Annotated in this window: 23 protein-coding genes; 9 read left to right on the plus strand and 14 right to left on the minus strand. The window is 62.4% G+C overall.

Features of this window, described 5'->3' with window-relative positions; genetic code table 11:
- Nucleotides 1–7: 7 nt before the first annotated feature.
- From NKI59_RS24665 to NKI59_RS24695, 7 genes are all read right to left on the minus strand, one after another.
- Nucleotides 8–826: an ABC transporter permease gene (locus NKI59_RS24665; RefSeq protein WP_352707479.1), complete on the minus strand. Its 819-nt coding sequence runs from the start codon at nt 824–826 to the stop codon at nt 8–10.
- Nucleotides 823–1791: an ABC transporter permease subunit gene (locus tag NKI59_RS24670; protein WP_352707481.1), complete on the minus strand. Its 969-nt coding sequence runs from the start codon at nt 1789–1791 to the stop codon at nt 823–825. Before NKI59_RS24670 ends, NKI59_RS24665 begins: the two co-directional genes overlap by 4 nt.
- 9 nt (nt 1792–1800) lie before the next feature.
- Nucleotides 1801–2940: an ABC transporter ATP-binding protein gene (locus tag NKI59_RS24675; protein ID WP_352683119.1), complete on the minus strand. Its 1140-nt coding sequence runs from the start codon at nt 2938–2940 to the stop codon at nt 1801–1803.
- Nucleotides 2941–3013: 73 nt separating this feature from the next.
- On the minus strand, nt 3014–4111 hold the full coding sequence (locus NKI59_RS24680; RefSeq protein WP_352707484.1) for a polyamine ABC transporter substrate-binding protein: 1098 nt from the start codon (nt 4109–4111) through the stop codon (nt 3014–3016).
- Nucleotides 4112–4463: 352 nt separating this feature from the next.
- Nucleotides 4464–5417 (minus strand): DMT family transporter, encoded by a 954-nt coding sequence (locus tag NKI59_RS24685; RefSeq protein ID WP_023677450.1) that lies wholly within the window; start codon nt 5415–5417, stop codon nt 4464–4466.
- A gap of 182 nt (nt 5418–5599) precedes the next feature.
- Nucleotides 5600–6502 carry a DUF2167 domain-containing protein gene (locus tag NKI59_RS24690; protein WP_031211981.1) on the minus strand — a complete coding sequence of 301 codons (903 nt, stop codon included), beginning with the start codon at nt 6500–6502 and terminating at the stop codon, nt 5600–5602.
- Between the two features lie 193 nt (nt 6503–6695).
- Nucleotides 6696–8147 (minus strand): helix-turn-helix domain-containing protein, encoded by a 1452-nt coding sequence (locus NKI59_RS24695; RefSeq protein ID WP_352707487.1) that lies wholly within the window; start codon nt 8145–8147, stop codon nt 6696–6698.
- Between the two features lie 238 nt (nt 8148–8385).
- Between NKI59_RS24695 and aceA the strand changes: the two genes are divergently transcribed.
- Together aceA and NKI59_RS24705 are read left to right on the plus strand one after the other, a co-directional pair.
- Entirely contained in the window at nt 8386–9675 is a 1290-nt protein-coding gene (aceA, locus tag NKI59_RS24700; protein WP_352683125.1) for an isocitrate lyase, read from the plus strand.
- Nucleotides 9676–9745: 70 nt separating this feature from the next.
- The gene (locus tag NKI59_RS24705; RefSeq protein ID WP_023677446.1) at nt 9746–10000 is read left to right on the plus strand and encodes an SMc00767 family acetate metabolism repressor; all 255 of its coding nucleotides are present in this window, start codon (nt 9746–9748) and stop codon (nt 9998–10000) included.
- A gap of 53 nt (nt 10001–10053) precedes the next feature.
- On the opposite strand, the gene NKI59_RS24710 is transcribed toward NKI59_RS24705, so the two are convergent.
- Entirely contained in the window at nt 10054–10515 is a 462-nt protein-coding gene (locus tag NKI59_RS24710; RefSeq protein ID WP_352571628.1) for a RidA family protein, read from the minus strand.
- 430 nt (nt 10516–10945) lie between these two features.
- Between NKI59_RS24710 and NKI59_RS24715 the strand changes: the two genes are divergently transcribed.
- Nucleotides 10946–11335: an ANTAR domain-containing protein gene (locus NKI59_RS24715; protein ID WP_352707491.1), complete on the plus strand. Its 390-nt coding sequence runs from the start codon at nt 10946–10948 to the stop codon at nt 11333–11335.
- A gap of 32 nt (nt 11336–11367) precedes the next feature.
- On the opposite strand, the gene NKI59_RS24720 is transcribed toward NKI59_RS24715, so the two are convergent.
- Nucleotides 11368–12084, minus strand: a complete 717-nt coding sequence (locus tag NKI59_RS24720; RefSeq protein WP_352707494.1) for an HAD family hydrolase — start codon at nt 12082–12084, stop codon at nt 11368–11370.
- 167 nt (nt 12085–12251) lie between these two features.
- Between NKI59_RS24720 and NKI59_RS24725 the strand changes: the two genes are divergently transcribed.
- From NKI59_RS24725 to NKI59_RS24735, 3 genes are all read left to right on the plus strand, one after another.
- The gene (locus NKI59_RS24725) at nt 12252–13685 is read left to right on the plus strand and encodes a glutamine synthetase family protein (protein WP_352457076.1); all 1434 of its coding nucleotides are present in this window, start codon (nt 12252–12254) and stop codon (nt 13683–13685) included.
- A 148-nt stretch (nt 13686–13833) separates the two neighbouring features.
- Nucleotides 13834–15120 (plus strand): NAD(P)/FAD-dependent oxidoreductase, encoded by a 1287-nt coding sequence (locus tag NKI59_RS24730; protein WP_352707496.1) that lies wholly within the window; start codon nt 13834–13836, stop codon nt 15118–15120.
- Nucleotides 15121–15379: 259 nt separating this feature from the next.
- Nucleotides 15380–16180, plus strand: a complete 801-nt coding sequence (locus NKI59_RS24735; protein WP_352707499.1) for an SH3 domain-containing protein — start codon at nt 15380–15382, stop codon at nt 16178–16180.
- 63 nt (nt 16181–16243) lie between these two features.
- On the opposite strand, the gene NKI59_RS24740 is transcribed toward NKI59_RS24735, so the two are convergent.
- On the minus strand, nt 16244–16990 hold the full coding sequence (locus NKI59_RS24740; protein WP_352707502.1) for an SDR family oxidoreductase: 747 nt from the start codon (nt 16988–16990) through the stop codon (nt 16244–16246).
- Nucleotides 16991–17262: 272 nt separating this feature from the next.
- On the opposite strand from NKI59_RS24740, the gene zwf reads away from it, so the two are divergent.
- The 3 genes from zwf to edd all read left to right on the plus strand — a co-directional run bounded on the left by zwf (nt 17263) and on the right by edd (nt 21324).
- Nucleotides 17263–18732, plus strand: coding sequence for a glucose-6-phosphate dehydrogenase (gene zwf, locus NKI59_RS24745; RefSeq protein ID WP_352707504.1), 1470 nt, complete (start codon nt 17263–17265; stop codon nt 18730–18732).
- Nucleotides 18714–19427: a 6-phosphogluconolactonase gene (pgl, locus tag NKI59_RS24750; protein WP_352707506.1), complete on the plus strand. Its 714-nt coding sequence runs from the start codon at nt 18714–18716 to the stop codon at nt 19425–19427. The genes zwf and pgl overlap by 19 nt, the downstream gene beginning before the upstream one ends.
- 73 nt (nt 19428–19500) lie before the next feature.
- On the plus strand, nt 19501–21324 hold the full coding sequence (gene edd / locus NKI59_RS24755; protein WP_352707508.1) for a phosphogluconate dehydratase: 1824 nt from the start codon (nt 19501–19503) through the stop codon (nt 21322–21324).
- A 148-nt stretch (nt 21325–21472) separates the two neighbouring features.
- Here the strand turns inward: edd and NKI59_RS24760 are convergent, their stop codons facing one another.
- The 4 genes from NKI59_RS24760 to NKI59_RS24775 all read right to left on the minus strand — a co-directional run bounded on the left by NKI59_RS24760 (nt 21473) and on the right by NKI59_RS24775 (nt 25357).
- Nucleotides 21473–23140: a vWA domain-containing protein gene (locus NKI59_RS24760; RefSeq protein ID WP_352707511.1), complete on the minus strand. Its 1668-nt coding sequence runs from the start codon at nt 23138–23140 to the stop codon at nt 21473–21475.
- Between the two features lie 112 nt (nt 23141–23252).
- Nucleotides 23253–24251, minus strand: coding sequence for a GlxA family transcriptional regulator (locus NKI59_RS24765; protein WP_352707513.1), 999 nt, complete (start codon nt 24249–24251; stop codon nt 23253–23255).
- A gap of 16 nt (nt 24252–24267) precedes the next feature.
- The gene (locus NKI59_RS24770; RefSeq protein ID WP_352707515.1) at nt 24268–25185 is read right to left on the minus strand and encodes a bifunctional methylenetetrahydrofolate dehydrogenase/methenyltetrahydrofolate cyclohydrolase; all 918 of its coding nucleotides are present in this window, start codon (nt 25183–25185) and stop codon (nt 24268–24270) included.
- A gap of 37 nt (nt 25186–25222) precedes the next feature.
- Entirely contained in the window at nt 25223–25357 is a 135-nt protein-coding gene (locus tag NKI59_RS24775) for a hypothetical protein (RefSeq protein ID WP_023677431.1), read from the minus strand.
- Nucleotides 25358–25370: the final 13 nt, after the last annotated feature.

Below are 25370 nucleotides of genomic sequence, written 5' to 3' on the forward strand. Positions count from 1 at the left end.
CGAGCCTTCAACCTCGCTGCGCGGCCTGCTCGTCGCGCTGGCGCTGCACCTCGCGGCGTTTGTTTGCGAGCGAAGCGATGATCACGCCAACTGCGACGACCGCGATCAAGATGGTGCAGGCTGCGTTGATTTCCGGCGTCACGCCAAGGCGGACCTGGCTGTAGATCTTCATCGGCAGCGTCGTGGCGCCGGGTCCCGAGGTGAAGCTGGCAATAACCAAATCATCGAGCGACAGCGTGAAGGCCAGCATCCAGCCGGAGACGATAGCCGGCATGATAACCGGCAGCGTGATCTGGAAGAAGGTCTTCACCGGTGGCGCACCGAGGTCCATCGCGGCCTCTTCCAGCGAACGATCGAACGTGATCAGGCGCGACTGAACCACCACCGCAACGAAGCACATGGTTAGCGTGGTGTGGGCAAGCGTCACCGTCAGAAAGCCGCGGTCGAGGCCGACGGCGACGAAGAGCAGCAGCAGCGACAGGCCGGTGATGACTTCCGGCATGACTAGCGGCGCAAACACCATGCCGGAAAACAGCAGCCGGCCGCGAAAGCGCGTGTAGCGTGTCAAGGTGAGCGCCGCCAGCGTGCCGAGCACGGTCGCCACGCTTGCCGAGATGACGCCGACGCGGGCCGTCACCCAGGCGGCGTCCATCAGACCCCGGTTGTGGAACAGCGACACGTACCATTTCGTCGAGAAGCCACCCCAGACGGTGACCAGCTTCGATTCGTTGAAAGAGAACACAACGAGCAGGACGATCGGCAGGTAAAGAAAGGCAAAGCCGAGCACGATCGAAATGATGTTGAAGCGGCTCCAGGTCGCGTTCATTGGTCCTGCTCCTGGGCGCGCGCCTGGGCTCGCTGGAAGAGCATGATCGGCACGATCAGCAGCAGCAGCAAGATGACGGCAACCGCGGACGACACCGGCCAGTCACGGTTGGCGAAGAACTCGTTCCACAGCGTTCTGCCGATCATCAGCGTCTGCGAGCCGCCGAGCAGGTCGGGAATGACGAACTCGCCGACGGCGGGAATGAACACCAGCAGGCAGCCAGCGATGACGCCGGGCAGCGACAGGGGGAAGGTGATCTTCCAAAAGGCGCTGGTCGGCGGACAGCCGAGATCCTTGGCGGCCTCGATCAGAGAATGGTCCATCTTCTCCAAGGACGAATAGAGCGGCAGCACCATGAACGGCAGATAGGAGTAGACGATGCCGATGAAGATCGCTGTATAGGTGTTGAGGATGATCAGCGGCTGGCTGATGATGCCGGTGGCGAGCAGCAGCTGGTTGAGCAGGCCCTCGGGCTTGAGGATGCCGATCCAGGCGTAGACACGGATCAGGAACGAGGTCCAGAACGGCAGGATCACCAGCATCAGCAAGGTCGGGCGAATCGTCGCCGGGGCGCGCGCCATGCCATAGGCTATGGGATAGCCGACCAGCAATGTCAGGACCGTCGAGATGGCGGCGACAATGACGCTCGTCACATAGGCATTGAAATACAGCGCATCCTGCGCCAGCCAGGTATAGTTGTCGAAATTGAGCGCGCCGAATTCCGAAATAAACCCGGAAATGCCGCTGCGGAAATCGAGCACCGGCGTGTAGGGCGGCATGGCGATCGCCGTCTGCGACAGCGAAATCTTGAAGACGATGATGAAAGGCACGAGAAAGAAGAACAGCAGCCAGAGGTAGGGGACGATGATGACGAGCCGGCTAACGAAGGCCGCTCCCAGCCTGACCAAGGCGGATTTGCCGGCAGCGCTTGCCGGAGAGCTTGTTGCGGCGGTGACAGCGGACATGATCAGTCCCTACCGTGTCAGGACGACGCCGGCGTCGGGGCGGAAAGAAACCCAGGCGCGGTCGTTCCAGGTCAATGGGTCCTCGGTGAGGCGTGCCGCGTTCATGGTGCTCGCCCGCACCACCTGACCGTCGTCCAGCCTGACGTGATAGACGGTCATGTCGCCGAGATAGGCTATGTCGTAGACCTCGCCCTCGATGGCGTTGACGGCACCGGCCGGTTTCGTGGAGGACACCTTGATCTTCTCCGGCCTGATGGCGAAGGTGACGGATGTTCCGGCGGCGGCACTGCTGGCATTTTCGGTCCGGATGGTGATGCCGTTGCCGGCATCGATGCTCGCGCTGCCGGCCTCGCCAGCCGCGATCTTGCCGTCGAACATATTCACATTGCCGACGAAGCCGGCGACGAAGCGGGAACCCGGCGCCTCGTAGACCTCGGCCGGCGTCGCCACCTGCATCACCTCGCCCTTGTCGATGATGGCGATGCGGTCGGCCATCGTCATCGCCTCTTCCTGATCATGGGTGACGACGACGAAGGTGAGGCCGAGGTTCTGCTGCAGGTCCATCAGCTCGAACTGGGTTTCCTCGCGCAGCTTCTTGTCCAGCGCACCAAGCGGCTCGTCGAGCAGCAGGACTTTCGGCCGCTTGGCCACCGAGCGCGCGAGCGCGACGCGCTGGCGCTGGCCACCCGACAATTGGTGCGGTTTGCGCTTGGCGAACTGCTCGAGCTTGACCAGCTTCAGCATCTCGGCGACGCGCTTGTCGATGTCGGCCTTGGCCATGCCTTCCTGCTTGAGGCCGAAGGCGATGTTGTTCTCGACCGTCATGTGCGGAAACAAGGCGTAGGACTGGAACATCATGTTGACCGGCCGCCGGTAGGGCGGAATGCCGCGCAGATCCTGGCCGTCGAGCAGGATGCGGCCGGCGGTCGGCTCCTCGAAGCCGGCAAGCATCCTGAGCAGTGTCGATTTCCCGCAGCCTGAGGCCCCGAGCAAGGCAAAGAATTCGCGTTCGAAAATGGTCAGCGACAGGTTGTTGACCGCTGTGAACTCACCGAATTTCTTGGTAACGTTGTCGAACTGGATGTATGGCTTGGCGTTCGGATCGTTCCATGGCGCAAAATCCCTGCGGATGCTGCCAAGCGATTTCATGTCCCACTCCGTCCTGCTGCTTGCCCCATGAGAAAGCGGCCCCGGCAACGGCTGCCGGGGCGTGGTCAGATTGCTATTGGCCGGTGACGATCTTGGTCCAGGTGCGGGTGATGATGCGCTGGGTCTTGGGATCGTAAGGCGATACGGTGTAGAGCTTCTGCAAGGTGGCTGCATCCGGATAGATCGCCGGATCTTCCAGGATCGCCTTGTCGATGAACTGCTGCGAAGCCTTGTTGCCGTTGGCATAGAGCACATAGTTCGACGATTTGGCGATCACTTCGGGCTTCATCATGTAGTTCAGGAACTCATGCGCTTCGGCGACATGCGGCGCATCGGCCGGGATCGCCATCTGGTCGAACCACATCTGGGCACCTTCCTTCGGCACGGAGTAGCCGATCTCGACGCCCTGCTTGGCTTCGTCGGCGCGGTTGCGGGCCTGGAAGACGTCACCCGACCAGCCGACCGCCAGGCAGATGTCGCCATTGGCAAGGGCGTTGATGTATTCGGACGAGTGGAACTTGCGGATATAGGGCCGGACCTTCAGCAAGGTTTCTTCGGCCTTGGCAATCTCATCGGGCGACGTGCTGTTTGGATCGAGGCCCAGATATTTCAGTGCCGCCGGTATGATGTCGGCCGGCGAATCCAGCACATAGACGCCGCAGTCCTTCAATTTGGCCAGGCTTTCGGGATTGAAGAACACGTCCCAGCTGTCGATCTTGTCGGTGCCGAGCGCTGCCTGCACCTTCTTGATGTTGTAGCCGATGCCAACCGTACCCCACATGTAGTTGATCGAATATTCGTTGCCGGGATCATATTTGGCGGTCCGTTCCATGACCGTGTCCCACATATTTGAAATGTTCGGCAGTTTCGACTTGTCGAGCTTCTGGAACACACCCGCCTGGATCTGGCGTGCAAGGAAATTGCCGCTGGGCACGACGACATCGTAGCCGCTGCCGCCGGCGAGCAGTTTCGTTTCCAGGATCTCGTTGGAATCGAAAGTGTCGTAGACGACCTTGATGCCGGTTTCCTTGGTGAAGTCGTCGATGATCGAACTGTCGATATAGTCCGACCAGTTGAAGACGTTGACGACGCGATTCTCGGCATGCGCGCCCAAGGTGAAAACTGCCAGAAACGCCGAAGTCGCCGAAAGCCAGAGCGCTTTGCGGGTCATGCTATTCTCCTTTGATGAGTGTTCCGTCGCCAGCTCGTCGCGGCGTCCGCGCGGCTGGGCATTTGCTTCAAGGTATTGGGCTTGCAGGCAGGCGACAAGCGCGAATTGCCGGCGCCATTATCGTTCGGCGGCGAGCCGACAGCGAAGACCTGGCGTGGCGTTGGTGGTGTTCCGACGCCGTCGGAAGCTTTCGCTACGGCGCGGGCAGGGAGACGACGATATTGTCCGGCCTCGATGCGGCCGGCATGGAGACTTGGCAAGATACGCCTGTCTTGTTGTTGCCGTGATCGCAGCCTGCCCGCGCGGCTGCAACGTTGTCAATGGCTCATCTCGCTTTGACGCGCGCACTGCATCAATTAGGTGACGGCACACCGGTGACGCCCGCTCGCGCGGGCCGCGTCTGACGCTTGAACTCGAGCCCGATATGGACGAGCAGCGCGGTGACCACGACCGCACCGCCGACGATGGTGCGCGCCGACGGCACCTCGGAATGGATGAGCCAGACCCAGATCGGGCCAAGGATCGGTTCGAACGTGCCGAGCAGCGCCGCGACGGCGGCCGGAACAAGCCGGGCTCCGGTGGCGAAGAAGGCGAGACCGAGGCCCAGATTGATCACGCCAAAGGCAAAGAGGAAGCCCATATCATGGCTGGAGACGCCCAGCGCCGACGCCTGCGATGCCGCAAAGGCGGCCGCCAGCATCGTGCCGAGGCAGGTCGCCGGCGTCATGCGCACATGGGCAAAGCGGCGCGTGATGACGGTGGCGATCGAGAACATGACGGCGATGAGCAGCGCCAGCCCGTCGCCGATCGGCGACACCGCGCCATCGAGCGATTCCGACACCATAATGGCGACGCCGACAATGACGGCGGCGATCGCCACCCAGGTCGCCACCGCCACCCGTTCGCGAAACAGCGCCCAGGCAAACAGCGCCGCCAGAAGCGGCACGCCGGCCTGCATCAACAGGATGTTGGCGACGGTGGTATAGGCAAGCGCCACGACGAAAGAGGTCGACGCCGTGGCGAAGCAGAACGCCACCGCAAGGCCGGCCAGGCCCATGCCGCGAAACAGCTTCAGCGTGCCACGCCAGCCGTCGCGCCAGACCATGAAGCAGAGCAGGAAGGCGGCGGCCCAGACCGAGCGCCAGAACACCACCGTCCAGCTGTCGGCGTTGTCGATGAAGCGCGCAATGCTGCCGCCGAAGCTCCACATCAACGCCGACAGGAATACCAGCAGGAAGCCGACGCGTTCCCCTTGCGGCGACACGATCGGCGAAGCGGCAACCGGAGATGATGCGGTATCGGTCATGGGTACGACTGTCGCCGAATTCGGAGCAGCACGATGTGCAATGGACGACAGAGACGTGCCTAATTCGCGTAACGCAAAGCAGAAGGCCGGGCGTGATCCAGTTCGATGTTCCGTTTGGCGCACTGATGAGGGCGCCTCGCCCCTCGCCCGGCGATGATCCGAGGCGACCTGTCGATGATGCGTTACGAGGTGCTCTTGTTGCCGCGGATAAAACGCCAGAGACCGGCCAGCGGAATCAGCAGGAGCAGGCCAAACTTTTTCAGCGCGATCAGCGCCACGAGCAGAAAACCTGCTTTCGCCGCCAGCTTGCCGGCAATCAGGCCACCGACGCCAATCGCCGCAACCGTATCGACGCCCGGCACGAAATCGGCGTATGTCTTGCCGGTATTGAAGTCCGCGAGGCCAAGCACTTCATCCAGGCTTTGCCTTATCTCCGGCAATTGTTCCACCGTCGCGATATAGCTCATCACGAAGACGCCCTCCCTGCCAAGGAAACGGACGTCGTAGTTGAGCGTATGGGCGGCATCGTTGCCAAATTGCAGCTCCTTAGCCCAGTGCAGGCGCTTGTGGGCCGCGTCATAAACCGGCGGCGACGCCCAGCCGATCAGCGTAATGGGCGCATAGCCATCCTTTACCCTCTGATCGTTGCCGGACAGAGTGTCTGACTGCATGTTGCGCAGCAGTTCATTGTAATCAATGGACGCGGCGTCGCTGTCGTCGACGTAACCGATCTTTTCCCAGCGCAGCTCTATCCCCCAATTGTTGTCGGCAATGGGATCATGGGAGACTGGAAAGATCATGCCGAGGGCATCGGAACCAGAGTCGGGCGGATTGCCCCAGGCTTCGGTGAGGACGGAGAGCGTGTCCTTCTTGTCCAGAAAATAGAACTTGTCCTTGAGGTCGAGATGGATGCCTTCGGCAAGATTTATCGCGCCGGTCTTCGGATCGATCTTGTCCAGGAACGCCTTGCCGGCATCGTTATAGTGTTGATAGGAATTGAAGAAATCCGAGGACTTTTCAGCCAATGCGGGATCGGCGGAAAACGCGAGCGCCAAGCCAAGCCAAAAAACTGTCCTGCCCATCATTGATCCCCCGACCGTTGCGCAGTTCTTTTTTTTGATACCGTACCGTCAATGCTGAATCAATATTCGGCTGAATCAATATTTTGGCTGAACCAATATTTTGGCCGGCAACCGCGAACCAGCTTACTGGTTGCGGCCGCAGGAACAGATGAGGTCCTTTGGTCGAAGATTCAGCCGCAATATTGCTGGAGCCGAATCACTGGAAATCGAACGCCGACAGTCCCGTGACCATCTCGTCGAGGCCGAGCGGACGTGTAACGGGTGGCTCGGCGCGGGCGAGGCAGCCGATGCGCTCGCACAGCCGGCAGGCAGGGCCGACCGGCGTCGCCAGCGCAGCGGCGCTCTGTCCGGTCTTACCGATGGCGGCCGGCCCCGGCAATGCCGCTCCATAGACGACCTCGTCGCGAAAACCGATGTCGCAGCCGAGCAACAGCGCCGTGCGCCGCGGGCGCTCGGCAAACGAGCCCTGCGGCCCTTCGAGCGTGCGGGCCATGCAGAGGAACGCCGCACCGTCGGGCATTTCCACTGCCTCGACCAGGATCTGGCCGGGCTGGGCGAAGGCGGCATGGACCGGCAGCTTCGGACAGCCGCCGCCGAAGCGGCTTTGCGGAAAGCCGTGGCTGCCCGCCTTGCGGAACCGATTGCCGGCACTGTCGACCTCGAGCATGAAGAACGGCACACCCGACGCACCCGGCCGCTGCAGCGTGGTCAGCCGGTTCGCCGCCTGCTCGAAAGAGACGCCGAAGCGCGACCGCAACATGTCGATGTCATAGCGGGCACGGACCGCAGCGGCGCGAAAAGGTTGATAAGGCATCATCAGAGCGTGCGCGGCATAGCGGCCGAGCTCGAAACGCGCCAGCCGGCGGGCTTCGTCCGTGGTCAGCTTCAGCGCCTGGATCTCGGCGGCGACAGCGACGCTCATGCGGATCAGGCAGGCCTCCATCGCCACCTCGCGCACTTGATCGAATGGCGACAGCCGCTCGGACAGGAACAGGCGTTGCGAGTGACGGTCATAGCGACGCCGCCAGTTGGGCATGGTGGCGACCGGCAGTACCTTGACGACGATGCCGAATTCACGCCGCAGCCAAGCCTTCAACGCACTGAACAGATCGTCGCCGGGATCGAGCACCGACGTGAATGCCTCGGCTTCCTCTTCGAGCGCGGCAAAATGGTTCGGCCGGCGTTCGAAAATCTCATGCACCTCGTCGATCGGCAGCCTGGCACCGGAGAGGGCGGTGGCCTTGCCCTCACGCGCGAGCAGCTCGTTGATATCCGACAATCGCTCGGCCTGCTCGCGATAGGCGCGAAACAGTTTTATCACAGCGGCGGAAGCGTTTGGCGCCGCCTCGGCAAGCTCGATGAGTTCCTGGTCGCCCGGCAGTTCGCCGGCCAGCAACGGATCTGAAAACACTTCCTTCAAATCGGCGACCGACCCCCTCGCCTCGCCCTGCAATTCATGTGGGTCGACCTTGTAGACGGTTGCCAGCCTCAGGATCAGTTGCACCGTCAGCGGCCGCTGGTTGCGCTCGATGAGATTGAGATAGGACGGCGAGATGCCGAGCCCTTCGGCCATCGCCGTCTGGGTCAGCCCCTTGGCGTTGCGGATGCGACGAATGCGCGGCCCGGCAAAGATTTTGTGGTCGGCCAATCGAGTTTCCTTGACAGAAATTTACATCCGCCGATGGCATGACTGTCTTTACAATCATGACAGATTTACAGCTCTCATCGGTCAAACACAACACAGGTTTTCCCTTATTTTATGACTGATCAGGAGGTTTACCTCGCTTGCGTCGTGCCGACGTGTAAATGGTGTCACACATATGGCGCACATATTTTCCCTCTGCGACGCCTTCCCAAACCGGCATCAAAACCGCCTGGAGTGATTAATGACCGACTTTTACAACCTCGTCCCATCGGCGCCGCAAGGCCGCTTTGATGGCATTGAAAGGCCCTATTCGCCGGACGACGTGAAGCGGCTGCGCGGCTCGGTTCAGATCCGGCAGAGCCTCGCCGAAATGGGGGCAAACCGGCTGTGGCAGCTCATCCATGAAGAGGATTTCGTCAACGCGCTGGGTGCCATGTCGGGCAACCAGGCGATGCAGCAGGTGCGGGCCGGGCTGAAAGCGATCTATCTGTCAGGATGGCAGGTCGCCGCCGATGCCAACACCGCTTCCGCCATGTACCCGGACCAGTCGCTTTATCCCGCAAATGCCGCGCCCGAACTGGTCAAGCGCATCAACCGCACCTTACAGCGCGCCGACCAGATCGAGACTTCGGAAGGTAAGGGGCTGTCGGTCGACACCTGGTTCGCGCCGATCGTCGCCGATGCCGAAGCCGGCTTCGGCGGGCCGCTCAACGCCTTCGAGATCATGAAGGCGTTCATCGAGGCGGGTGCGGCCGGCGTCCATTACGAGGACCAGCTGGCTTCGGAGAAGAAATGCGGCCATCTCGGCGGCAAGGTACTGATCCCGACCGCCGCACACATCCGCAACCTCAACGCGGCGCGGCTTGCCGCCGACGTCATGGGTACGCCGACGCTGGTCGTGGCGCGCACCGACGCTGAAGCGGCAAAGCTCTTGACCTCCGACATCGACGAACGCGACCGGCCCTTCGTCGATTATGGCGCCGGCCGCACGGCGGAGGGCTTCTACCATGTCAGCAACGGCATCGAGCCCTGCATCGCCCGCGCCGTCGCCTATGCGCCCTATGCGGACCTGATCTGGTGCGAGACCTCCAGGCCCGATCTGGGGCAGGCCAGGACGTTTGCCGAGGGCGTGCGCAAGCATCATCCAGGCAAGCTGCTTGCCTATAATTGCTCGCCGTCTTTCAACTGGAAGAAGAATCTCGATGACGCGACGATTGCGAAGTTCCAGAAGGAACTCGGCGCCATGGGCTACAAGTTCCAGTTCATTACGCTGGCCGGCTTCCACCAGCTCAATTTCGGCATGTTCGAGCTCGCTCGCGGCTACAAGGAGCGGCAGATGGCAGCCTATTCGGAACTGCAGGAGGCGGAATTCGCCGCGGAAGCCAATGGCTACACGGCCACCAAGCACCAGCGCGAGGTCGGCACCGGCTATTTCGACGCCGTCTCGATGGCGATCACCGGTGGCCAGTCTTCGACCACGGCCATGCAGGGATCGACCGAGCGCGCCCAATTCAGGCCGGCGGCGGAATAGCAGACAAACAGAGGGAACGCCCAAACGGGCATGGCAACACAACAGGCATGGCAACACAGGGAGAAGACCAATGGCATCGATAAGCCGCGTCAAGGAACGGGCCGAAGAGCAGGCCACCAGCATGAATGTCGACCAGCAGGCGACCATCCGCATGCTGGCGAACGATCTGCACAGGCTCAATCAGTCGGTGATGAAGGCGGTCGAGGCCGGCGTCTCGGTCGAGCTGGTGCGCTCGGCACGACACCATGGCGGCGACGGCAACTGGGGCGATCTGCTGATCCCGGTCATCGTCACGCAGCGTAGCCACGACAGACAAACCCGATAGCACCGCGCCTCTTTTGAGCGCATGCTATTGCACCTTGCACGCCGCGGCTTTGCCTAATCCGGCAGAGCCGCTAATGCAACGATTTCAATGACAAGATCAGGCTGCGCAAGCGCTGCAACGCCAATAATTTCCGAGGGCGGCGGGTTGTTGTAGCTGCAGTGCTTCGGGCAGTGCACCGCAAAGAATTCGTCCAAGACGTCCAGGCGGAAATTGGGAGAGCTCAGAACACCGCCATCGGGAAATGGCCCCTTAACAAAGAAGGTCAGCCTGATGAGATGCTCGAGCGCAGTGCCAAGCTCTTCCAGATCTGATTTGATGTTGGTGAGAATCTTGCGCCACTGCGCCGCGGCATCTCCAACGGCGCCGCCACCGCTTTTGCCGATCGGATCGTAGTCGTCGGCCGTCGCGGTGTTTCCGGAAAGGTAGACAAACCCCTTTGCGCCGGTAACGACCGTACCCTTTCCCCATGGCATCAACCGGCCGTTTTTAAATTTCTTGTGAGTCACGAGTTCCATTGTCATCTCCCGTCGCCCAAAGAGACGTGCTTAGCCAACGAGGAAGGATAGTCCAGCGAGACGGTGCGACAAGCTCGCGACAGACTTGCCTCGCCTTCATCCAACCTGCGTCAATCCGGCTATGGCTGCGAGTTGATGCGTTCGCGCTGCACAGCCAAACTTCGCTGAAGCCTGCCCAGTTGCAATGGCGACTTCTCCTTTCGAGCGGCGGCAAAGAAAAGCACTTAATTTAAATTTTAATGTTCTTGCGATATTCTCCTGATATGCCATTTCAGCTTGACATGAGCAGCGATCTCACGCCAATTACCTCCAAGTTTCAACCCTGCATTGAAACATTGAACAACGGCCTGCCCCCGCCATGTGCCCAGCGAATCGCGATATCGAGACTGCAAAACAGCTGGCTTTCGGTAGCCGGGACGTGGAGACCGGCATGCTTCCGGATTTCTCGCGTGTGCTGGTGGTCGGAAAATCATCGATCAACCGGGTCGTGGTTTCAAAGATCGTCGAGCGGTCCGGCCTCAAACCGATCTCGGAAACGCCAGAAACCGCGGCAAAGGCCTTGCACGCACTGGTTCCCGGCACTGTCGTTCTCGACGGCGGAGCGGAGAACGGGGACTGCGACGCTTTGCTGACTGGCATCGATGCACTGCGGAGGGCGTCAGGCAAATCGCTTCCGTCGGTGATCCTGCTTTCAGTCAAGACCGGCACTCCGGAGACCCTGGGCCTGTCGAGCGTCATCGATGCGGTGGTCGTCAAGCCGATCACCACCGAACGGCTGCAGCCGGTGATCGACCGGCTGGTCGGGGTCGGCCGCAACTGACTTCTACCGCGACGCGTCGACTGCAGACCTGATTAATCAATCTCGCCGATACGCTCGATCAAGCCCGGCAGTTCACCGAGATTGGCTATCTGGCGAAAGCGTGGTGCCGAGACCGGCGGCTCGACATGTTCCAGCACCCAGGTCAGATCATGCGGAACGTGGATGCCCCAACTGCCGGCTTCGATGGCCGGTACGACGTCCGATTTGAGCGAGTTGCCGACCATCATGCCCTTTTCCGGGCCGTCGCCGTGGCGGCTGAAGATGCGGCTATAGGTGGCCGCGCTCTTGTCGCTGACGATCTCGACGGCATCAAACAGCTCGCCCAGCCCGGATTGCGCGAGCTTGCGTTCCTGGTCGAACAGGTCGCCCTTGGTGATCAGCACCAGGCGGTAGGCGCCGGCCAGCTTTTCCACGGTTTCGCGCGCATGCGGAAGTGGCTCGATCGGATGGTTGAGCATCTCGCGGCCCGCGGCGAGAATTTCGGCGATAGTCGAGGCCCGCACCTGGCCGTTGGTGACCTCGATCGCCGTCTCGATCATCGACAGCGTGAACCCCTTGATGCCGAAGCCGTAGACCGCGAGGTTGCGCTTCTCGGCCTCCAGCAATCTTGCCGTAATCCGATCCTCCTCGGCGTGGTCGGCGAGCAGCGCGGCGAGGCGCTGCTCGGTCACGCGGAAGAACTGTTCGTTCTGCCACAGCGTGTCATCGGCGTCGAAGCCGATCGTCGTCAGTTTGCGGCTGTGTTGCATGGGGACCATTAATTGCAGCGTTGCGGGAGGCCGACCCTAGACCAGGAGGCTTTTATCCGGAAGTCGTTGTGTTCCCCCGGTTATCGAGGCGCACGCCAGCCGGCTCCCCTTCCCTTTCGTCGTCGGCAACGGCTATACTCCACAATCTGCAACAAATCTGGTGATTGATGCCGCCTGCAAAAAAGGAAGTCCGTCCGTCGAGCCGCGGAGGACGCGCCCGCACGCCTGCCTTCGTGAAAAACCAACGTGGCGTCAAGAACTGGAAGGAAGTCAGCGCCTGGCTGGAATGGCGCGGCATCGAAGATATCGAATGCATCACACCCGACCAGGCCGGGGTTGCGCGCGGCAAGATGATGCCATCGAAGAAGTTCACCTCCAACACCTCGCTGGCGCTGCCTTCGGCGGTGTTCATGACAACGATTTCCGGCGGCTATCCGGAGGACGGCAACGGCTTCCACTATCCGGAGGACGACGGCGACCTCAAGCTGATGCCTGACCTCTCGACGCTGACGGTGGTGCCGTGGGAGGAGGACCCTACCGCGGCGGTTATCTGCGACCTCGTCCACCAGGACGGCCGCTCGGTCGAGTTCACGCCGCGCAACGTGCTGAAGCGCGTGCTTGCCGCCTACGACAAGCGTGGGCTGAGGCCGGTCGTGGCACCCGAGATCGAGTTCTACCTGGTGCGCAAGAACCCCGATCCGGACTATCCGCTGACCCCGCCAGTAGGTCGATCGGGACGGCCGATCGGCGGCGGCGCCGGCTATTCGATCGCCGGGGTTAACGAATTCGACGAATTGATCGACGACATCTACCATTTCTCCGAAAGCCAGGGCCTGGAGATCGACACGCTGATCCACGAGGAGGGCGCCGGCCAGCTCGAAATCAATCTGCGTCACGGCGATCCGATCGAGCTCGCAGACCAGGTGTTCATGTTCAAGCGAACCATCCGCGAGGCGGCGCTCAAGCACGAGATCTACGCCACGTTTATGGCCAAGCCGATCCAAGGGCAGCCCGGTTCGGCCATGCATATCCATCAGTCGATCATCGACAAGAAGACCGGCAAGAACGTTTTTTCGGCGGAGGACGGCTCGGAGACCGAGGCCTTCTTCCATTTCATCGGCGGCATGCAGAAACATGTGCCGAACGCGCTGGTGATGTTTGCGCCCTACGTCAATTCCTACCGGCGGCTGACGCAGTCGGCCTCGGCGCCGGTCAACAACAAATGGGGCTACGACAACCGCACCACGGCCTTCCGCGTGCCCCGCTCCGACCCGGCGGCGCGGCGCGTCGAAAACCGCATCCCCTCCTCCGACGCCAACCCCTATCTGGCGCTGGCGGCATCGCTTGCCTGCGGACTGATCGGCATGACCAACAAGATCAAGGCCGAGCCGCCGGTTCTGACGACCGCCAACGAGGACCAGATCGACCTGCCGCGCAGCCTGCTCGAAGCCGTCGACCTGTTCGAGGCTGACGAAGAACTCGGCGCGCTGCTCGGCAAGTCATTTGCCGCCACCTATGCGGCGATCAAGCGAGCGGAATTCGAGACCTTCATGGAAGTGATCAGCCCGTGGGAGAGGGAGTATTTGCTGCTGAATGTGTGAATGGTGAATGGTGAATGGTGAATGGTGAATGGTGAATGGTTGAGATGAAAAATGTTTTCGCCGGCGGCAAGCGGGCCGCTTTGTGTTCTATTCACCATTCACCATTCACCATTCACCGTATTCACCGCTGCCGAATGGCGGCGCGCCTATGATTTACCAATCCCCAATCTCCCCCGGCCGCTCCTGGTACGAAGACACGGCCGGGCCAAGGCCAGAATATCCGGCGCTCGACGGCGACCGGACATGCGATGTGGTGATTGTCGGCGGCGGCTTTACCGGTCTGTCGGCGGCGGCTCATCTCGCCAAGACAGGCGCGGATGTCGTGCTTATCGAAACGCATCGTTTCGGTGACGGCGCATCGGGCCGCAATGGTGGCCAGCTCGGCACCGGACAACGGGCCTGGGCAGAGGAACTGGAAGCGGAATACGGCTTTTCCCGCGCCAAGGCGCTGTTCGACCTGGCCGAAGAGGCCAAGGCGCATCTGCTCGACTTTGCCGCGATGCACCAGATCGAGATCGACTATATGCCTGGCCAGATGTCGGTGGCGCACAAGAAGCGCTATGTCGACGACTACAAGGCGCATGCCGAGATCATGGCGAGCCGTTTCGGCTATCCGCACATCTCATTCATGGATGCCGCGGAGACAGCCGAGCGGCTGGGCTCGACGCATTATTTCGGCGGCACCCGCGACACCGGCACCGGCCACATCCATCCGCTGAAACTGGTCATCGGCACCGCAAAGGTGGCGGCAGAGGCCGGCACAAAGCTTTTCGAGCAGACGCCGTCGACCGGCATCACCTCCGGCGGCGGCAAGGTGAGGGTTGTGACGCCGAAGGGCACGATCACCGCCGCTAAATGCCTGATCGGGGTCAACGCCTATGGGGGCACGCTCGAACCGGTGAGTGCCGCGCATATTATGCCGATCGGCTCCTTCATCGGCGCGACGGTAGCGCTGGGAGCCGATTCCAAAGTACTGCCGGGTGGCGAGGCGGTCGACGATTCGCGCTTCGTCGTGCGCTATTTCCGCAAATCGAAGGATGGGCGGCTGCTGTTTGGCGGGCGCGAGATCTATGCGGTCAACGATCCCAAGGACATCCACATCCACATCCGCCGGCAGATTGCCGAGATTTATCCGGCACTGAAGGACGTCGAGATCACCCATGGCTGGGGCGGCTATGTCGGCATCACCGTGCCGAGAAAGCCGTTCGTGCGCGAAGTGATGCCCAATGTGACCTCGATCGGCGGTTATTCCGGCCACGGCGTCATGCTGTCGAACTTTTTCGGCAAGGTTTATGCCGAGACGGTCGCCGGCAACCGCGACCGGCTGAAGCTGATCGAGGACCTGAAAATTCCACCCTTCCCCGGCGGCCGGCGTTTGCGCGCGCCACTGCTCTTTCTTGCGCTCAACTGGTACGCGTTGCGGGACAGGATCTAACCAGACGTTGCAGAATCCTTAACCAGGGCGCAGAATTCCCGCCAAGGGCGCAGTGATGCCACAATCGCGGGCGAAAGATGATGCTCGTGGGCAGCTGAACGGGGAATTTTTGCGGGCCTGCCCGCTTTTGGTTTGGGACCGATGCCGATCGAAATGCCGGCTCTCCGGCATGGGTCGTAAGAACATCGGCCCGCAAATGGAGGTGGCAAGTGTGAGAGAGCCCTTCAGTTTCGGCGCGCCGGAACGACGGCGCCTTGCGATGCAATTCGGTTACGATATGCGGCCGACGTTCTGGCACGGGGTCCGGTCGAACGCGCATCTGGTGATAGCCGCGCTTGGCACGGCCGCACTGCTCGGCGTTGCCGCGGTGGCACTGTGGCTGGCATTGCCGGCAAATGAGCGACAAGCGGCCGCAAGTCCTGAGCAGATCGTTCCGACCATCCCGGTCAAGACGACGAAGATCATGCCTGCCAAGGTTGCTGCGGCGCCGCGGACGACGGGCAAGGCAGATGCGGTTTCCCCAGCGGTGGCCGCAGCGGAAGCCGAGATACCAGCGCTGGCTCCCAACGATCCGCGCTGGACAGGGCCAACGACGGCATCGGCCGCCGCCACGGCAGCATCCGACCAGCTGGCAAGCCAGACCGAGCAGGCGACCGATAAATCGTCTGCTTCGGTGGCATTCGCCGACCCGGCAGCAAAACCCGACGCTGCGGCATTGTTTGCCAAGGTCGCGGCTCCCGGCAGCTCAACGAAAAACAGCGGGCCCGATGGCGCGCAGACCGCCGCCATCCCCACGCCCAAGCCGCAACTGCCGACGCAGACCGCGAGCGAAGACGACAACAGCACCAAGGCAAATTCCGGAAGAGCCAATACTGCCGGTACCGGACGCATCCTGAGATCCGTCACCATGCGCACCGGCCCAAAAAAGAATGCGGCCGCCATTCTCACCGTGCCGGCCAAGACATCGGTGCAAGTGATGAGCTGCAAGCAATGGTGCCAGATCGTCTACAACGGCAAGCGCGGCTGGATCTACAAGAGCTACGTCAAAACCGGGGCGTAGGGCCGGCAGAGCGATTGCGGGTCGCTCGCCATCAGCCGGTCCTCCGCCGGATAACCGGACCGTTCAAATACAACGCCCGCCGTCGACTTCCAGCGCCACGCCGGTGATGAAAGCCGCCTCGTCCGAAGCGAGCCAAAGCGCGGCATTGGCTATGTCGAGCGGCGTCGAAAGCCGGCCGAGCGGGATCGACGCGCGGAACTTCTCGCGGATCTCGGGTGTGTCGGCGCCCATGAATTTCGCGAGCATGCCGGTCTCGCCGGCAACTGGGCAGAGGCAGTTGACGCGGATGTTCTTCGGCGCGAGTTCCACCGCCATCGATTTGGTCGCGGTGATCGCCCAGCCCTTCGATGCATTGTACCAGGTGAGGCCAGGCCGCGGCCTGATACCGGCCGTGGAGGCCGTCGTCAGGATGACGCCACCGCCTTGCCGTTCCATGACCGGCACCACTGCAAGCGCTGCGTGGTAGATCGCCTTCATGTTGACTGATGTGATCAGGTCGAAGGTCGCTTCGTCGACTTCCAGCATGTCACCGTTGCGATATGTATAACCGGCGTTGTTGACCATGATGTCGATGCGGCCGAAGGCGCTCATTGCGGCATGGACCATGTCGTCGAATTCGGACCTTAGCGAGACGTCGGTCTGGGTCCAGATCGCCTTTTCGCCGATCTCGCCGGCAACGCGCTCTGCGCCCTTGGCGTTCAGATCGGCGACGACTACGCGCGCGCCCTCCTCGGCAAAGCGCCTGGCCATGCCCTCGCCAAAGCCCGAGGCAGCGCCAGTGATGATGGCGACCTTGTTTTTGAGGCGCATGCTTTTCTCACTCATCGTTGAAAGCGATCGATGACGCGTTTGGCCAGGCCATCGAAAGATGTGCGTCCATCGCCGATTTCTCCTTTGGCTTTCGCTGCCATCCGGCTCTATGCTGCAACTGCGAAGGCTCCGGAAGCATCGCTTGCCGACAAGCCTCCGGCCAGCGCCGGTGTCAAGAGCACACGCGGATGTGACGCAATGGCACTGGCAAGTTTAAATCGATTAGATTATATCAGCCGCATTATCGCGACCGGCGTCACAGCGGACAGACCATGACCAGCCAGATCATTCCCGTCGACCCTTTCGACTTCATCATTTTCGGCGGCACTGGCGATCTGTCGGAACGCAAGCTTCTGCCGTCGCTATACTACCGCCAACGCGACCACCAGTTTTCCGAGCCGACGCGCATCATCGGCACATCGCGTTCGAAGATGACAGACGAGGAGTTCCAATCTTTCGCCAGGCAGGCGATTGCCGACCACGTGAAGCCGGAAGATATCGACGCCACGGAACTGAAGACGTTCCTCGCACGGCTTTCCTATGTCCCGGCAGATGCAACCACAGGTGCCGGCTTCGACAGGCTGGAGAAGGCGATCGGCGACAGCGAACACATCCGCGCTTTCTATCTGGCGGTGGCGCCGGCACTGTTCGGCGACATCTCGCACAAGCTGAAGGAGCACGGGCTGATCACGCCGAATTCGCGCATCGTGCTGGAAAAGCCGATCGGCCGTGATCTAGCTTCGGCGCGCGCGCTCAACGATCTGGTCGGCGACGACTTCCATGAAAGCCAGATTTTCCGCATCGATCACTATCTCGGCAAGGAGACGGTGCAGAATTTGATGGCGCTGCGCTTTGCCAACGCGCTCTACGAGCCGCTTTGGAATTCCGCCAATGTCGATCATGTGCAGATCACCGTGGCCGAGACAGTCGGCCTGGAAGACCGCGTCACTTATTACGACAAGGCCGGCGCATTGCGTGACATGGTGCAGAACCACATGCTGCAACTGCTCTGCCTCGTCGCCATGGAGGCGCCGTCGTCGATGGACGCCGATGCCGTCCGTGACGAAAAGCTGAAGGTGCTGCGGGCGCTGAAGCGCATCAACGGCAACGAAGCGCCGAAGCACACGGTGCGCGGACAATACCGTGCCGGCGCCTCGGCCGGCGGGCCGGTGAAAGGCTATGTCGAGGAGCTCGGCAAGAACAGCAACACCGAGACTTTCGTTGCGCTCAAAGCCGAGATCGGCAACTGGCGCTGGGCGGGCGTGCCGTTCTATCTCCGGACCGGCAAGCGGCTGGCGACGCGCGTTTCGGAGATCGTCATCGAATTCAAGCCGATCCCGCATTCGATCTTCGGCGAGAGCGCCGGGCCGATCTCCGCCAACCAGCTGGTCATCAGGCTGCAGCCCGACGAGGGCGTCAAGCAGTTCATCATGATCAAGGATCCGGGGCCCGGCGGCATGCGGCTGCGCCAGATTCCGCTCGACATGAGTTTTGCGCAATCCTTCGACGGCCGCGCCCCCGATGCCTATGAGCGGCTGATCATGGACGTCATCCGTGGCAACCAGACGCTGTTCATGCGCCGCGACGAGGTCGAGGCGGCGTGGAAATGGATCGACCCGATCCAGGACGCCTGGGAAAGCGGCAGGCAAGAGGCGCAAGGCTACACCGCCGGCACATGGGGCCCCTCGGCCTCGATTGCGCTGATCGAACGCGACGGGCGGACATGGCACGAGAGCAATTAGGCGGCGCCTACAACTGGCACGAATTTGCCGGACGCCAGGAGTTGGCGACAGCGCTTGCCGGCCACGTCGCCGGCCGTCTGTCAAAGGCGATCGCCGAGCGCGGCACGGCGCTGCTTGCGGTCTCGGGCGGCACGACGCCGGCGAAATTCTTCGCGGCGCTTTCGACCGTTCCGATCGCCTGGGAAAAAGTGACGATAACATTGGTCGACGAGCGCTTCGTGCCGCCCTCATCGCCGCGCTCCAATGCCGGCCTGGTTGCCGCCAACCTGCTGCAGAACGCGGCCGCCGCCGCGAATTTCGTGCCGCTCTACCACGCCGCGGCAAGTATCGAGGGTGCAGCGGTCTCCGACAGTGAGGCGCTGCAAGTGCTGCCTTGGCCACTTGACGTTGTTGTGCTCGGCATGGGAACTGATGGCCACACCGCCTCGTTCTTTCCGGATGCCGACAACCTGGCAAGATTGCTCGATCCGTCGTCGCAAAGGATCGTGCTCCCGGTTCACGCGGCAAGCGCCGGCGAGCCACGGCTGACGCTGTCACTGGCGCGGATCATCAATGCCGCCTTCATCGCGCTGCATATCGAGGGCGCGGAAAAACGCAGCGCATTCGAGGCCGCGCTTGGAACTGGAACACGAAAGCCAATTCGCGCCGTGCTCGATGCCACTCAAAAGCCCGTAGAGGTTTTCTGGGCACCCTGATCTCAACTTGGCTGCAGGTCCCGGCAACAGCCGGAAGGTGTTTGCGGGACCTCGCCTGAAAGGACCGACCGCCATGACCGCAAGACGCGATATCGAAGTCATCACCCAGCGCATCCGTGAGCGCTCCAAGCCCGGTCGCGAGGCCTATCTCGGCCGCATCGCCGAAGCCTCGAACCGCACCGCCAACCGGGCCGTGCTGTCCTGCGGCAACCTGGCCCATGGCTTTGCCGTCTGCAGCCCTTCCGAAAAGGTAGCGCTTGGCGGGGACCGGGTGCCGAATCTCGGCATTATCACCTCCTATAACGACATGCTGTCGGCACATCAGCCTTTCGAGACGTTTCCGGCGCTGATCAAGGATGCGGCGCGCGAGGCCGGCGGCATCGCCCAGGTGGCCGGCGGCGTGCCGGCGATGTGCGACGGCGTCACCCAGGGCCAGCCCGGAATGGAGCTGTCGCTGTTCTCGCGCGACGTGATCGCCATGGCCGCGGCAATCGGCCTGTCGCACAACATGTTCGATGCCGCCGTCTATCTCGGCGTCTGCGACAAGATCGTGCCCGGGCTGGTGATCGCGGCGCTGACCTTCGGTCATCTGCCGGCGGTCTTCATCCCGGCCGGGCCGATGACGACCGGCATTCCGAACGACGAAAAGGCCAAGATTCGCCAGCTCTATGCCGAGGGCAAGGCCGGGCGGGCCGAACTGCTCGAAGCGGAATCAAAATCCTATCACGGGCCGGGAACCTGCACTTTCTACGGTACCGCCAATTCCAACCAGATGCTGATGGAGATCATGGGCCTGCACACGCCTGGCGCTTCCTTCGTCAATCCCGGCACGCCGCTGCGCGACGCGCTGACCAGGGAAGCGACGAAGCGGGCGCTGGCGATCACCGCGCTCGGCAACGCCTACACGCCGGTCGGGCGGATGATCGACGAGCGCTCGATCGTCAACGGCATCGTCGGCCTGCACGCCACCGGCGGTTCGACCAACCACACCATCCACCTGATCGCCATGGCAGCGGCGGCCGGCATCGCTATTACCTGGCAGGATATTTCCGACATCTCGGAAGCCGTGCCGCTGCTGGCGCGAGTCTATCCGAACGGCCTTGCCGATGTGAACCACTTCCACGCCGCCGGCGGGCTCGGCTTCCTGATCCGCGAACTGCTCGACGCAGGCATCCTGCACGAGGATGTGCAGACGGTGTGGGGCGAAGGGCTGCGCCCCTACGCGGTCGAGGCCAGGCTCGGCGCCGACGGCGGCGTCGTGCGCGAGGCTTCGCCGCGCGAGAGCGGGGACGAGAAGGTGCTGGCGCCGTTCAAGAAGGCGTTCCAGCCGAGCGGCGGTCTGAAAGTGCTTTCGGGCAATCTCGGCCACGCCGTCATCAAGACATCGGCGGTCAAGCCGGAGCGGCGCGTCATCGAGGCGCCGGCCAAGGTGTTCGACAGCCAGCAAGGCCTGAACGAGGCGTTCAAGGCGGGGTCGCTGACCGGCGACTTCATCGCCGTCATTCGGTTCCAGGGACCGAAGGCCAACGGCATGCCGGAATTGCACAGGCTGACCACCGTGCTCGGCATCCTGCAGGACCGCGGCCAGCATGTGGCGTTGGTCACCGACGGCCGCATGTCGGGCGCTTCAGGCAAGGTGCCAGCGGCGATCCACGTGACGCCGGAAGCGGCGGAGGACGGGCCTATCGCCAGGATCCATGACGGCGATATGATCAGGCTCGACGCCGAGGCCGGGACGCTGGAGGTACTGGTGCCAGCCGGCGATTTCGCACTGCGCCGCCCCGCAGACAGCGACCTCATAGGCAATGAATTCGGCTTCGGCCGCGAGCTTTTCGCCGGGTTCCGGCAGTTGGTGGGACGCGCCGACCATGGCGCCAGCGCCTTCGGTACGGCGTGACTTTTCGACCATGGAAGAGCGGCTGGTGGCCGCTCTCCAAAAGCGCGTGGCGTTCGATCGGCCTCACGCGACGCGCTTTTAGGATCTTGTTTTTATGCATGTCGTTATCGCAAAACCGCTGCACACTTTTGCGCGACATGCATTAGATCTACTGAACCGTCAGCTCGGCTCGCGCGCCGGCCCTGACCGTTACCGTGCCTTCCCTCGAGCTGTTGTCCGATTTCTCCGAAACCACCGCGTAGTCGCCGGCCGACAGAGTGGCTTGATACTTCTGGTCGTAGGCGTAGCCGACCGACTTGCGGGTTCCGTCGATGGCCTTCCTGGCCTCGAATATCTCGATCCTCGAGGCCCCTGGCGCGGTTATCGTCAGCACGCCGGCGTTCATCGCGATCTTCAGATCCTGATGGTCGCCAACCTTGACGCTGAACGGCTGCTCGGCCACCGCAAGGTCGACCGTCGCGACCATTACATAATCGTCGGGCGGCAGATAGAACTTGCTGTCCGGACCGTAGGCATAAGTCACCTCCTGCCTAGTTCCGTCGACGTTCTTTTTCGCCTGGAGCACTTTGAAGGCGACGCCCGAACCCTCGGCCTTGTCGCCGCCGGCAGCATAATAGGCGTTGGCGACGATACGCCCGACGCCGACGATGATGTCCTTGTCGATGACCCTGCCGGCGGCAAGCGGGATCGTCTCGATAACCATGCCCTGGCCGATCGTGACCGTCACCTTCTGGTCACCGGCCGGCAGCACGACTTTCGTGTCACCGTAGTAGGTCGGCGGGGTGTCGACGCCGGGATAGCCGATTACGACAGCCGCGCCGTCATCAACGTCCGCTCCTTCGCTTGGCCGCGGGTGGATGACCAGCGTGCCGGCATTCAGGTTGAAGTGCGGTTTGGCGACCTGGCCAGGCTCTATCTTGATCTTCTGTTCGGCCCTGGCCTCGCCGGCACGCGCGACGACGATATAGTCGCCCGGCTCCAGATTGCCCTTGTAGGTGCCATATTCGGTGGTGACGGGATCGCCGCGCGTGCCGTCGGAATTCGCCTTGTAGATCTCCCAGGCATTGCCGTCGGTGACGGGATCGCCACCCTCGGCAAGCACGACGGTGGGCACGAAATTGGACTCCGCCGGCTGGGCGGGCGCCGGCTGGGGAGCAGGCGGCGGGGCGGGAGTCGGTTCAGGGGCGGGTGGCGGAGGCGCAACGGTCTCGACGAGGGCGTCCTGCAATGCCTTTTCATCCGACGCTTCGATATATTTGCCGCCGGTATTGCCGGCGAGGCAACCGACCTGCTTGCCCTCGGCCGCCGTCAGGCCGAAGCCGACGACATTGACGGTGAAGTCGACGCCAGCAGCCTCCAGTTCCTTGCCGAGCGCACAAGGATCGCCGCTACATGTCTCGATGCCATCGGTGATGAGAACGACCGTCGCCTTGTCCTCGGTGTATTTCAATGCTTCCGCCGCTTGCTTGACCGCAGCGGTCAGCGGCGTCTTGCCCTGAAATTTCAAGCTGTCGGCCGCGGCTGAGATCGCACTTGCCGAGCCTGCCTGCGGTGGCACGATGAGTTCGATGTCGTCGCAACTGGCCTTCTCGCGATGGCCATAGGCCATGAAGCCTATTTCCTCCTCGGCCGGGACCGATTGCAGCACGTTCCGCAGCGATTGACGGGCGATTTCGAGCTTGGGCTTGCCGTCGATCTGCGCCCACATCGAGCCGGAGGCATCGAGAATGACGATGACGCGATCGGCGGCGAAGCCGAACCCCGTCGTCCACAGCAACAGGGCCGCCGCAGCGACGCTCTGCACAAATCCCGCCATCAAAAATCTCCCCCGTCAGTCGCCGCCGCTCGGCGCCGGAAAGCTATTTGACGCCGGGTCGCGACACAAGCCCGGACGGAGTACGAAGCTGCGTCGCCTCTCTGCCAAAACCTCAATAGGCCGTGCGGCGTTCCTCGGAAGGCGGCCGGCCGAATTGCAGCCGGTAGCTCTGGGCAAAATAGGAATGCGAGGTGAAGCCGGTGGCGATTGCCACGTCGAGGATCGGCATGTTGGTCTGGCGCAGCAATTCGCGCGCCCGCTCGAGCCTGAGCCGCATATAATAGCGCCCGGGCGTCACACTGAGATGGCGCAGGAACAGGCGCTCGACCTGGCGCACCGACAGGCCCGCCGACTTGGCGAGCTGCACCGCCGACAGCGGCTCGTCGAGATGGTCGGCCATCAACTCGACGATGCGGCGCAGCTTCTCCGACTTGCCGGTCAGGTCGCGTTCCGGGCCGACGCGCTGGCGGTCCCCGGCCGAGCGGATGCGCTCATGCTGGAACTGGTTGGCGACGCCATTGGCGAGGCTCGAGCCGAAATCACCGCGCACGATCTCCAGCATCAGGTCGATCGATGTGGTGCCGCCGGCGCAGGTGTAGCGCTTGCGGTCGATCTCGAAGACGTTGCCGGTGCAGCTGATGTCCGGAAAGCGTTCGAGGAAGCCGGCGCGGTTTTCCCAATGGATGGTGCAGCGATAGCCATCGAGCTGGCCTGCTTCGGCAAGCAAATAGGAGCCGACCGAAAGCGCGCCGAGCGCATTGCCGCGCCGGCCCCAACTGCGCAGCGCTGCCAGCACCTTGCTCTTGCCGGGAAATTCCGTCGTCAGCCCGACCGAGACGAACAGGATATCGACCGGCGGCAGATCGGCAACCGCGTAGTCGATCTTGAGCGGCAGGCCGTTGGACGCCATGACGGCGTCGCCGTCGGCCGACACCGTAGTCCAGCCATAGAAATCGCGGCCGAGCAGCCGGTTCGCCGACCGGAACGTGTCGATTGCCGCGGCCAGCGAGAACATGGAGAACTTGTCGACCAACAGAAACCCGAACTGCCGCCCGCCCTGAACGGGATCATTGGTGACCGGCCGTTCTAAGGGAACAGTGAGGTTCGGCAAGGACGCTGCTTTCTGGTCAGAAGGAAGGCCGTTTCAATCCGGCTGCGAGATAGGCGGAAGCTAGCGTGTTGGCCATCAGCATGGCAATGGTCATCGGTCCGACGCCGCCAGGCACCGGCGTGATGGCGCCGGCCGCCTTCGCTGCTTCGGCAAAGGCGACGTCGCCGACGAGGCGCGTCTTGCCTTCGCCCTTTTCAGGTGCGGCGACGCGGTTGATGCCGACATCGATGACAGTGGCGCCAGGCTTGACCCAGTCGCCGCGGACCATTTCAGACCGGCCGACGGCGGCGACCAGAATATCGGCGGTGCGGGCAAGCGCCGGCAGGTCCCTGGTCCGGCTGTGTGCGATGGTGACGGTGCAATTGGCGGCAAGCAGAAGATTGGCCATCGGTTTGCCGACGATGTTCGAACGCCCGACGACGACCGCATTGAGACCGGACAGGTCCTTGCCGCGCACGCGTTCGATCAGCAGCATCGAGCCGGCCGGCGTGCAAGGCACGAAGGCGGTCTCGAGTTCGCCGGTGCCGAGCTTGCCGACATTGATGAAGTGGAAGCCGTCGACATCCTTCTCCGGCGCGATGGTCTGGATGATCTTGCCGGAATCGATATGGCCGGGAAGCGGAAGCTGCACGAGGATGCCGTTGATGGCCGGATCGGCGTTGAGCTGGCCGATGATCTTCAACAGGTCCGGCTCGGAGGTTTCGGCCGGCAGCGTGTGCTGAACCGAATGGAAGCCGCATTCCTTGGCGGTGCGGGATTTGGAGGCGACATAGACCTGGCTCGCCGGATCCTCGCCGACGATGACCACTGCAAGACCGGGGACCACCGCGAGACCGGGCTGCCGTCCGCCCTTTTCCGCCAGTTCGGCGGTCAGGGCCTTGACCCGCCGCACCACGTCTTCGGCGACGCTTTTTCCGTCAATCAACTCAGCCATGAACCACCCTCGACGCCTATCGCGTAAGCCTGCCGCGTTAAAACATCCATGCGGCGCGCTCCAGATATCTTTTATGCAGGCCGTTGCCCAGAACCATGCGCTGTGGGCGGACATGCAGCGCGGCATTTTCACGAAAATCGAGCCGGGCAATCCCGTCAATGCGCCGTCCCATGCCGTTAACTCGA

Origin of the sequence: Mesorhizobium sp. M0598 (assembly GCF_040320865.1) — a bacterium.
Lineage (GTDB): Bacteria > Pseudomonadota > Alphaproteobacteria > Rhizobiales > Rhizobiaceae > Mesorhizobium.

What these genes read in the sequence shown, in the direction of transcription:
- pgl (WP_352707506.1), top strand. Translation starts at nt 18,714, where the DNA reads ATGGCACGAGAGCAATTAGGCGGCGCCTACAACTGGCACGAATTTGCC.
- NKI59_RS24715 (WP_352707491.1), top strand. Translation starts at nt 10,946, where the DNA reads ATGCTTCCGGATTTCTCGCGTGTGCTGGTGGTCGGAAAATCATCGATC.
- NKI59_RS24775 (WP_023677431.1), bottom strand. Translation starts at nt 25,357, where the DNA reads ATGGGACGGCGCATTGACGGGATTGCCCGGCTCGATTTTCGTGAAAAT.
- NKI59_RS24760 (WP_352707511.1), bottom strand. Translation starts at nt 23,140, where the DNA reads ATGGCGGGATTTGTGCAGAGCGTCGCTGCGGCGGCCCTGTTGCTGTGG.
- edd (WP_352707508.1), top strand. Translation starts at nt 19,501, where the DNA reads ATGACCGCAAGACGCGATATCGAAGTCATCACCCAGCGCATCCGTGAG.
- aceA (WP_352683125.1), top strand. Translation starts at nt 8,386, where the DNA reads ATGACCGACTTTTACAACCTCGTCCCATCGGCGCCGCAAGGCCGCTTT.
- NKI59_RS24690 (WP_031211981.1), bottom strand. Translation starts at nt 6,502, where the DNA reads ATGATGGGCAGGACAGTTTTTTGGCTTGGCTTGGCGCTCGCGTTTTCC.
- NKI59_RS24730 (WP_352707496.1), top strand. Translation starts at nt 13,834, where the DNA reads ATGATTTACCAATCCCCAATCTCCCCCGGCCGCTCCTGGTACGAAGAC.
- zwf (WP_352707504.1), top strand. Translation starts at nt 17,263, where the DNA reads ATGACCAGCCAGATCATTCCCGTCGACCCTTTCGACTTCATCATTTTC.
- NKI59_RS24670 (WP_352707481.1), bottom strand. Translation starts at nt 1,791, where the DNA reads ATGTCCGCTGTCACCGCCGCAACAAGCTCTCCGGCAAGCGCTGCCGGC.
- NKI59_RS24740 (WP_352707502.1), bottom strand. Translation starts at nt 16,990, where the DNA reads ATGCGCCTCAAAAACAAGGTCGCCATCATCACTGGCGCTGCCTCGGGC.
- NKI59_RS24675 (WP_352683119.1), bottom strand. Translation starts at nt 2,940, where the DNA reads ATGAAATCGCTTGGCAGCATCCGCAGGGATTTTGCGCCATGGAACGAT.
- NKI59_RS24685 (WP_023677450.1), bottom strand. Translation starts at nt 5,417, where the DNA reads ATGACCGATACCGCATCATCTCCGGTTGCCGCTTCGCCGATCGTGTCG.
- NKI59_RS24710 (WP_352571628.1), bottom strand. Translation starts at nt 10,515, where the DNA reads ATGGAACTCGTGACTCACAAGAAATTTAAAAACGGCCGGTTGATGCCA.
- NKI59_RS24770 (WP_352707515.1), bottom strand. Translation starts at nt 25,185, where the DNA reads ATGGCTGAGTTGATTGACGGAAAAAGCGTCGCCGAAGACGTGGTGCGG.
- NKI59_RS24680 (WP_352707484.1), bottom strand. Translation starts at nt 4,111, where the DNA reads ATGACCCGCAAAGCGCTCTGGCTTTCGGCGACTTCGGCGTTTCTGGCA.
- NKI59_RS24735 (WP_352707499.1), top strand. Translation starts at nt 15,380, where the DNA reads ATGCAATTCGGTTACGATATGCGGCCGACGTTCTGGCACGGGGTCCGG.
- NKI59_RS24725 (WP_352457076.1), top strand. Translation starts at nt 12,252, where the DNA reads ATGCCGCCTGCAAAAAAGGAAGTCCGTCCGTCGAGCCGCGGAGGACGC.
- NKI59_RS24665 (WP_352707479.1), bottom strand. Translation starts at nt 826, where the DNA reads ATGAACGCGACCTGGAGCCGCTTCAACATCATTTCGATCGTGCTCGGC.
- NKI59_RS24720 (WP_352707494.1), bottom strand. Translation starts at nt 12,084, where the DNA reads ATGCAACACAGCCGCAAACTGACGACGATCGGCTTCGACGCCGATGAC.
- NKI59_RS24705 (WP_023677446.1), top strand. Translation starts at nt 9,746, where the DNA reads ATGGCATCGATAAGCCGCGTCAAGGAACGGGCCGAAGAGCAGGCCACC.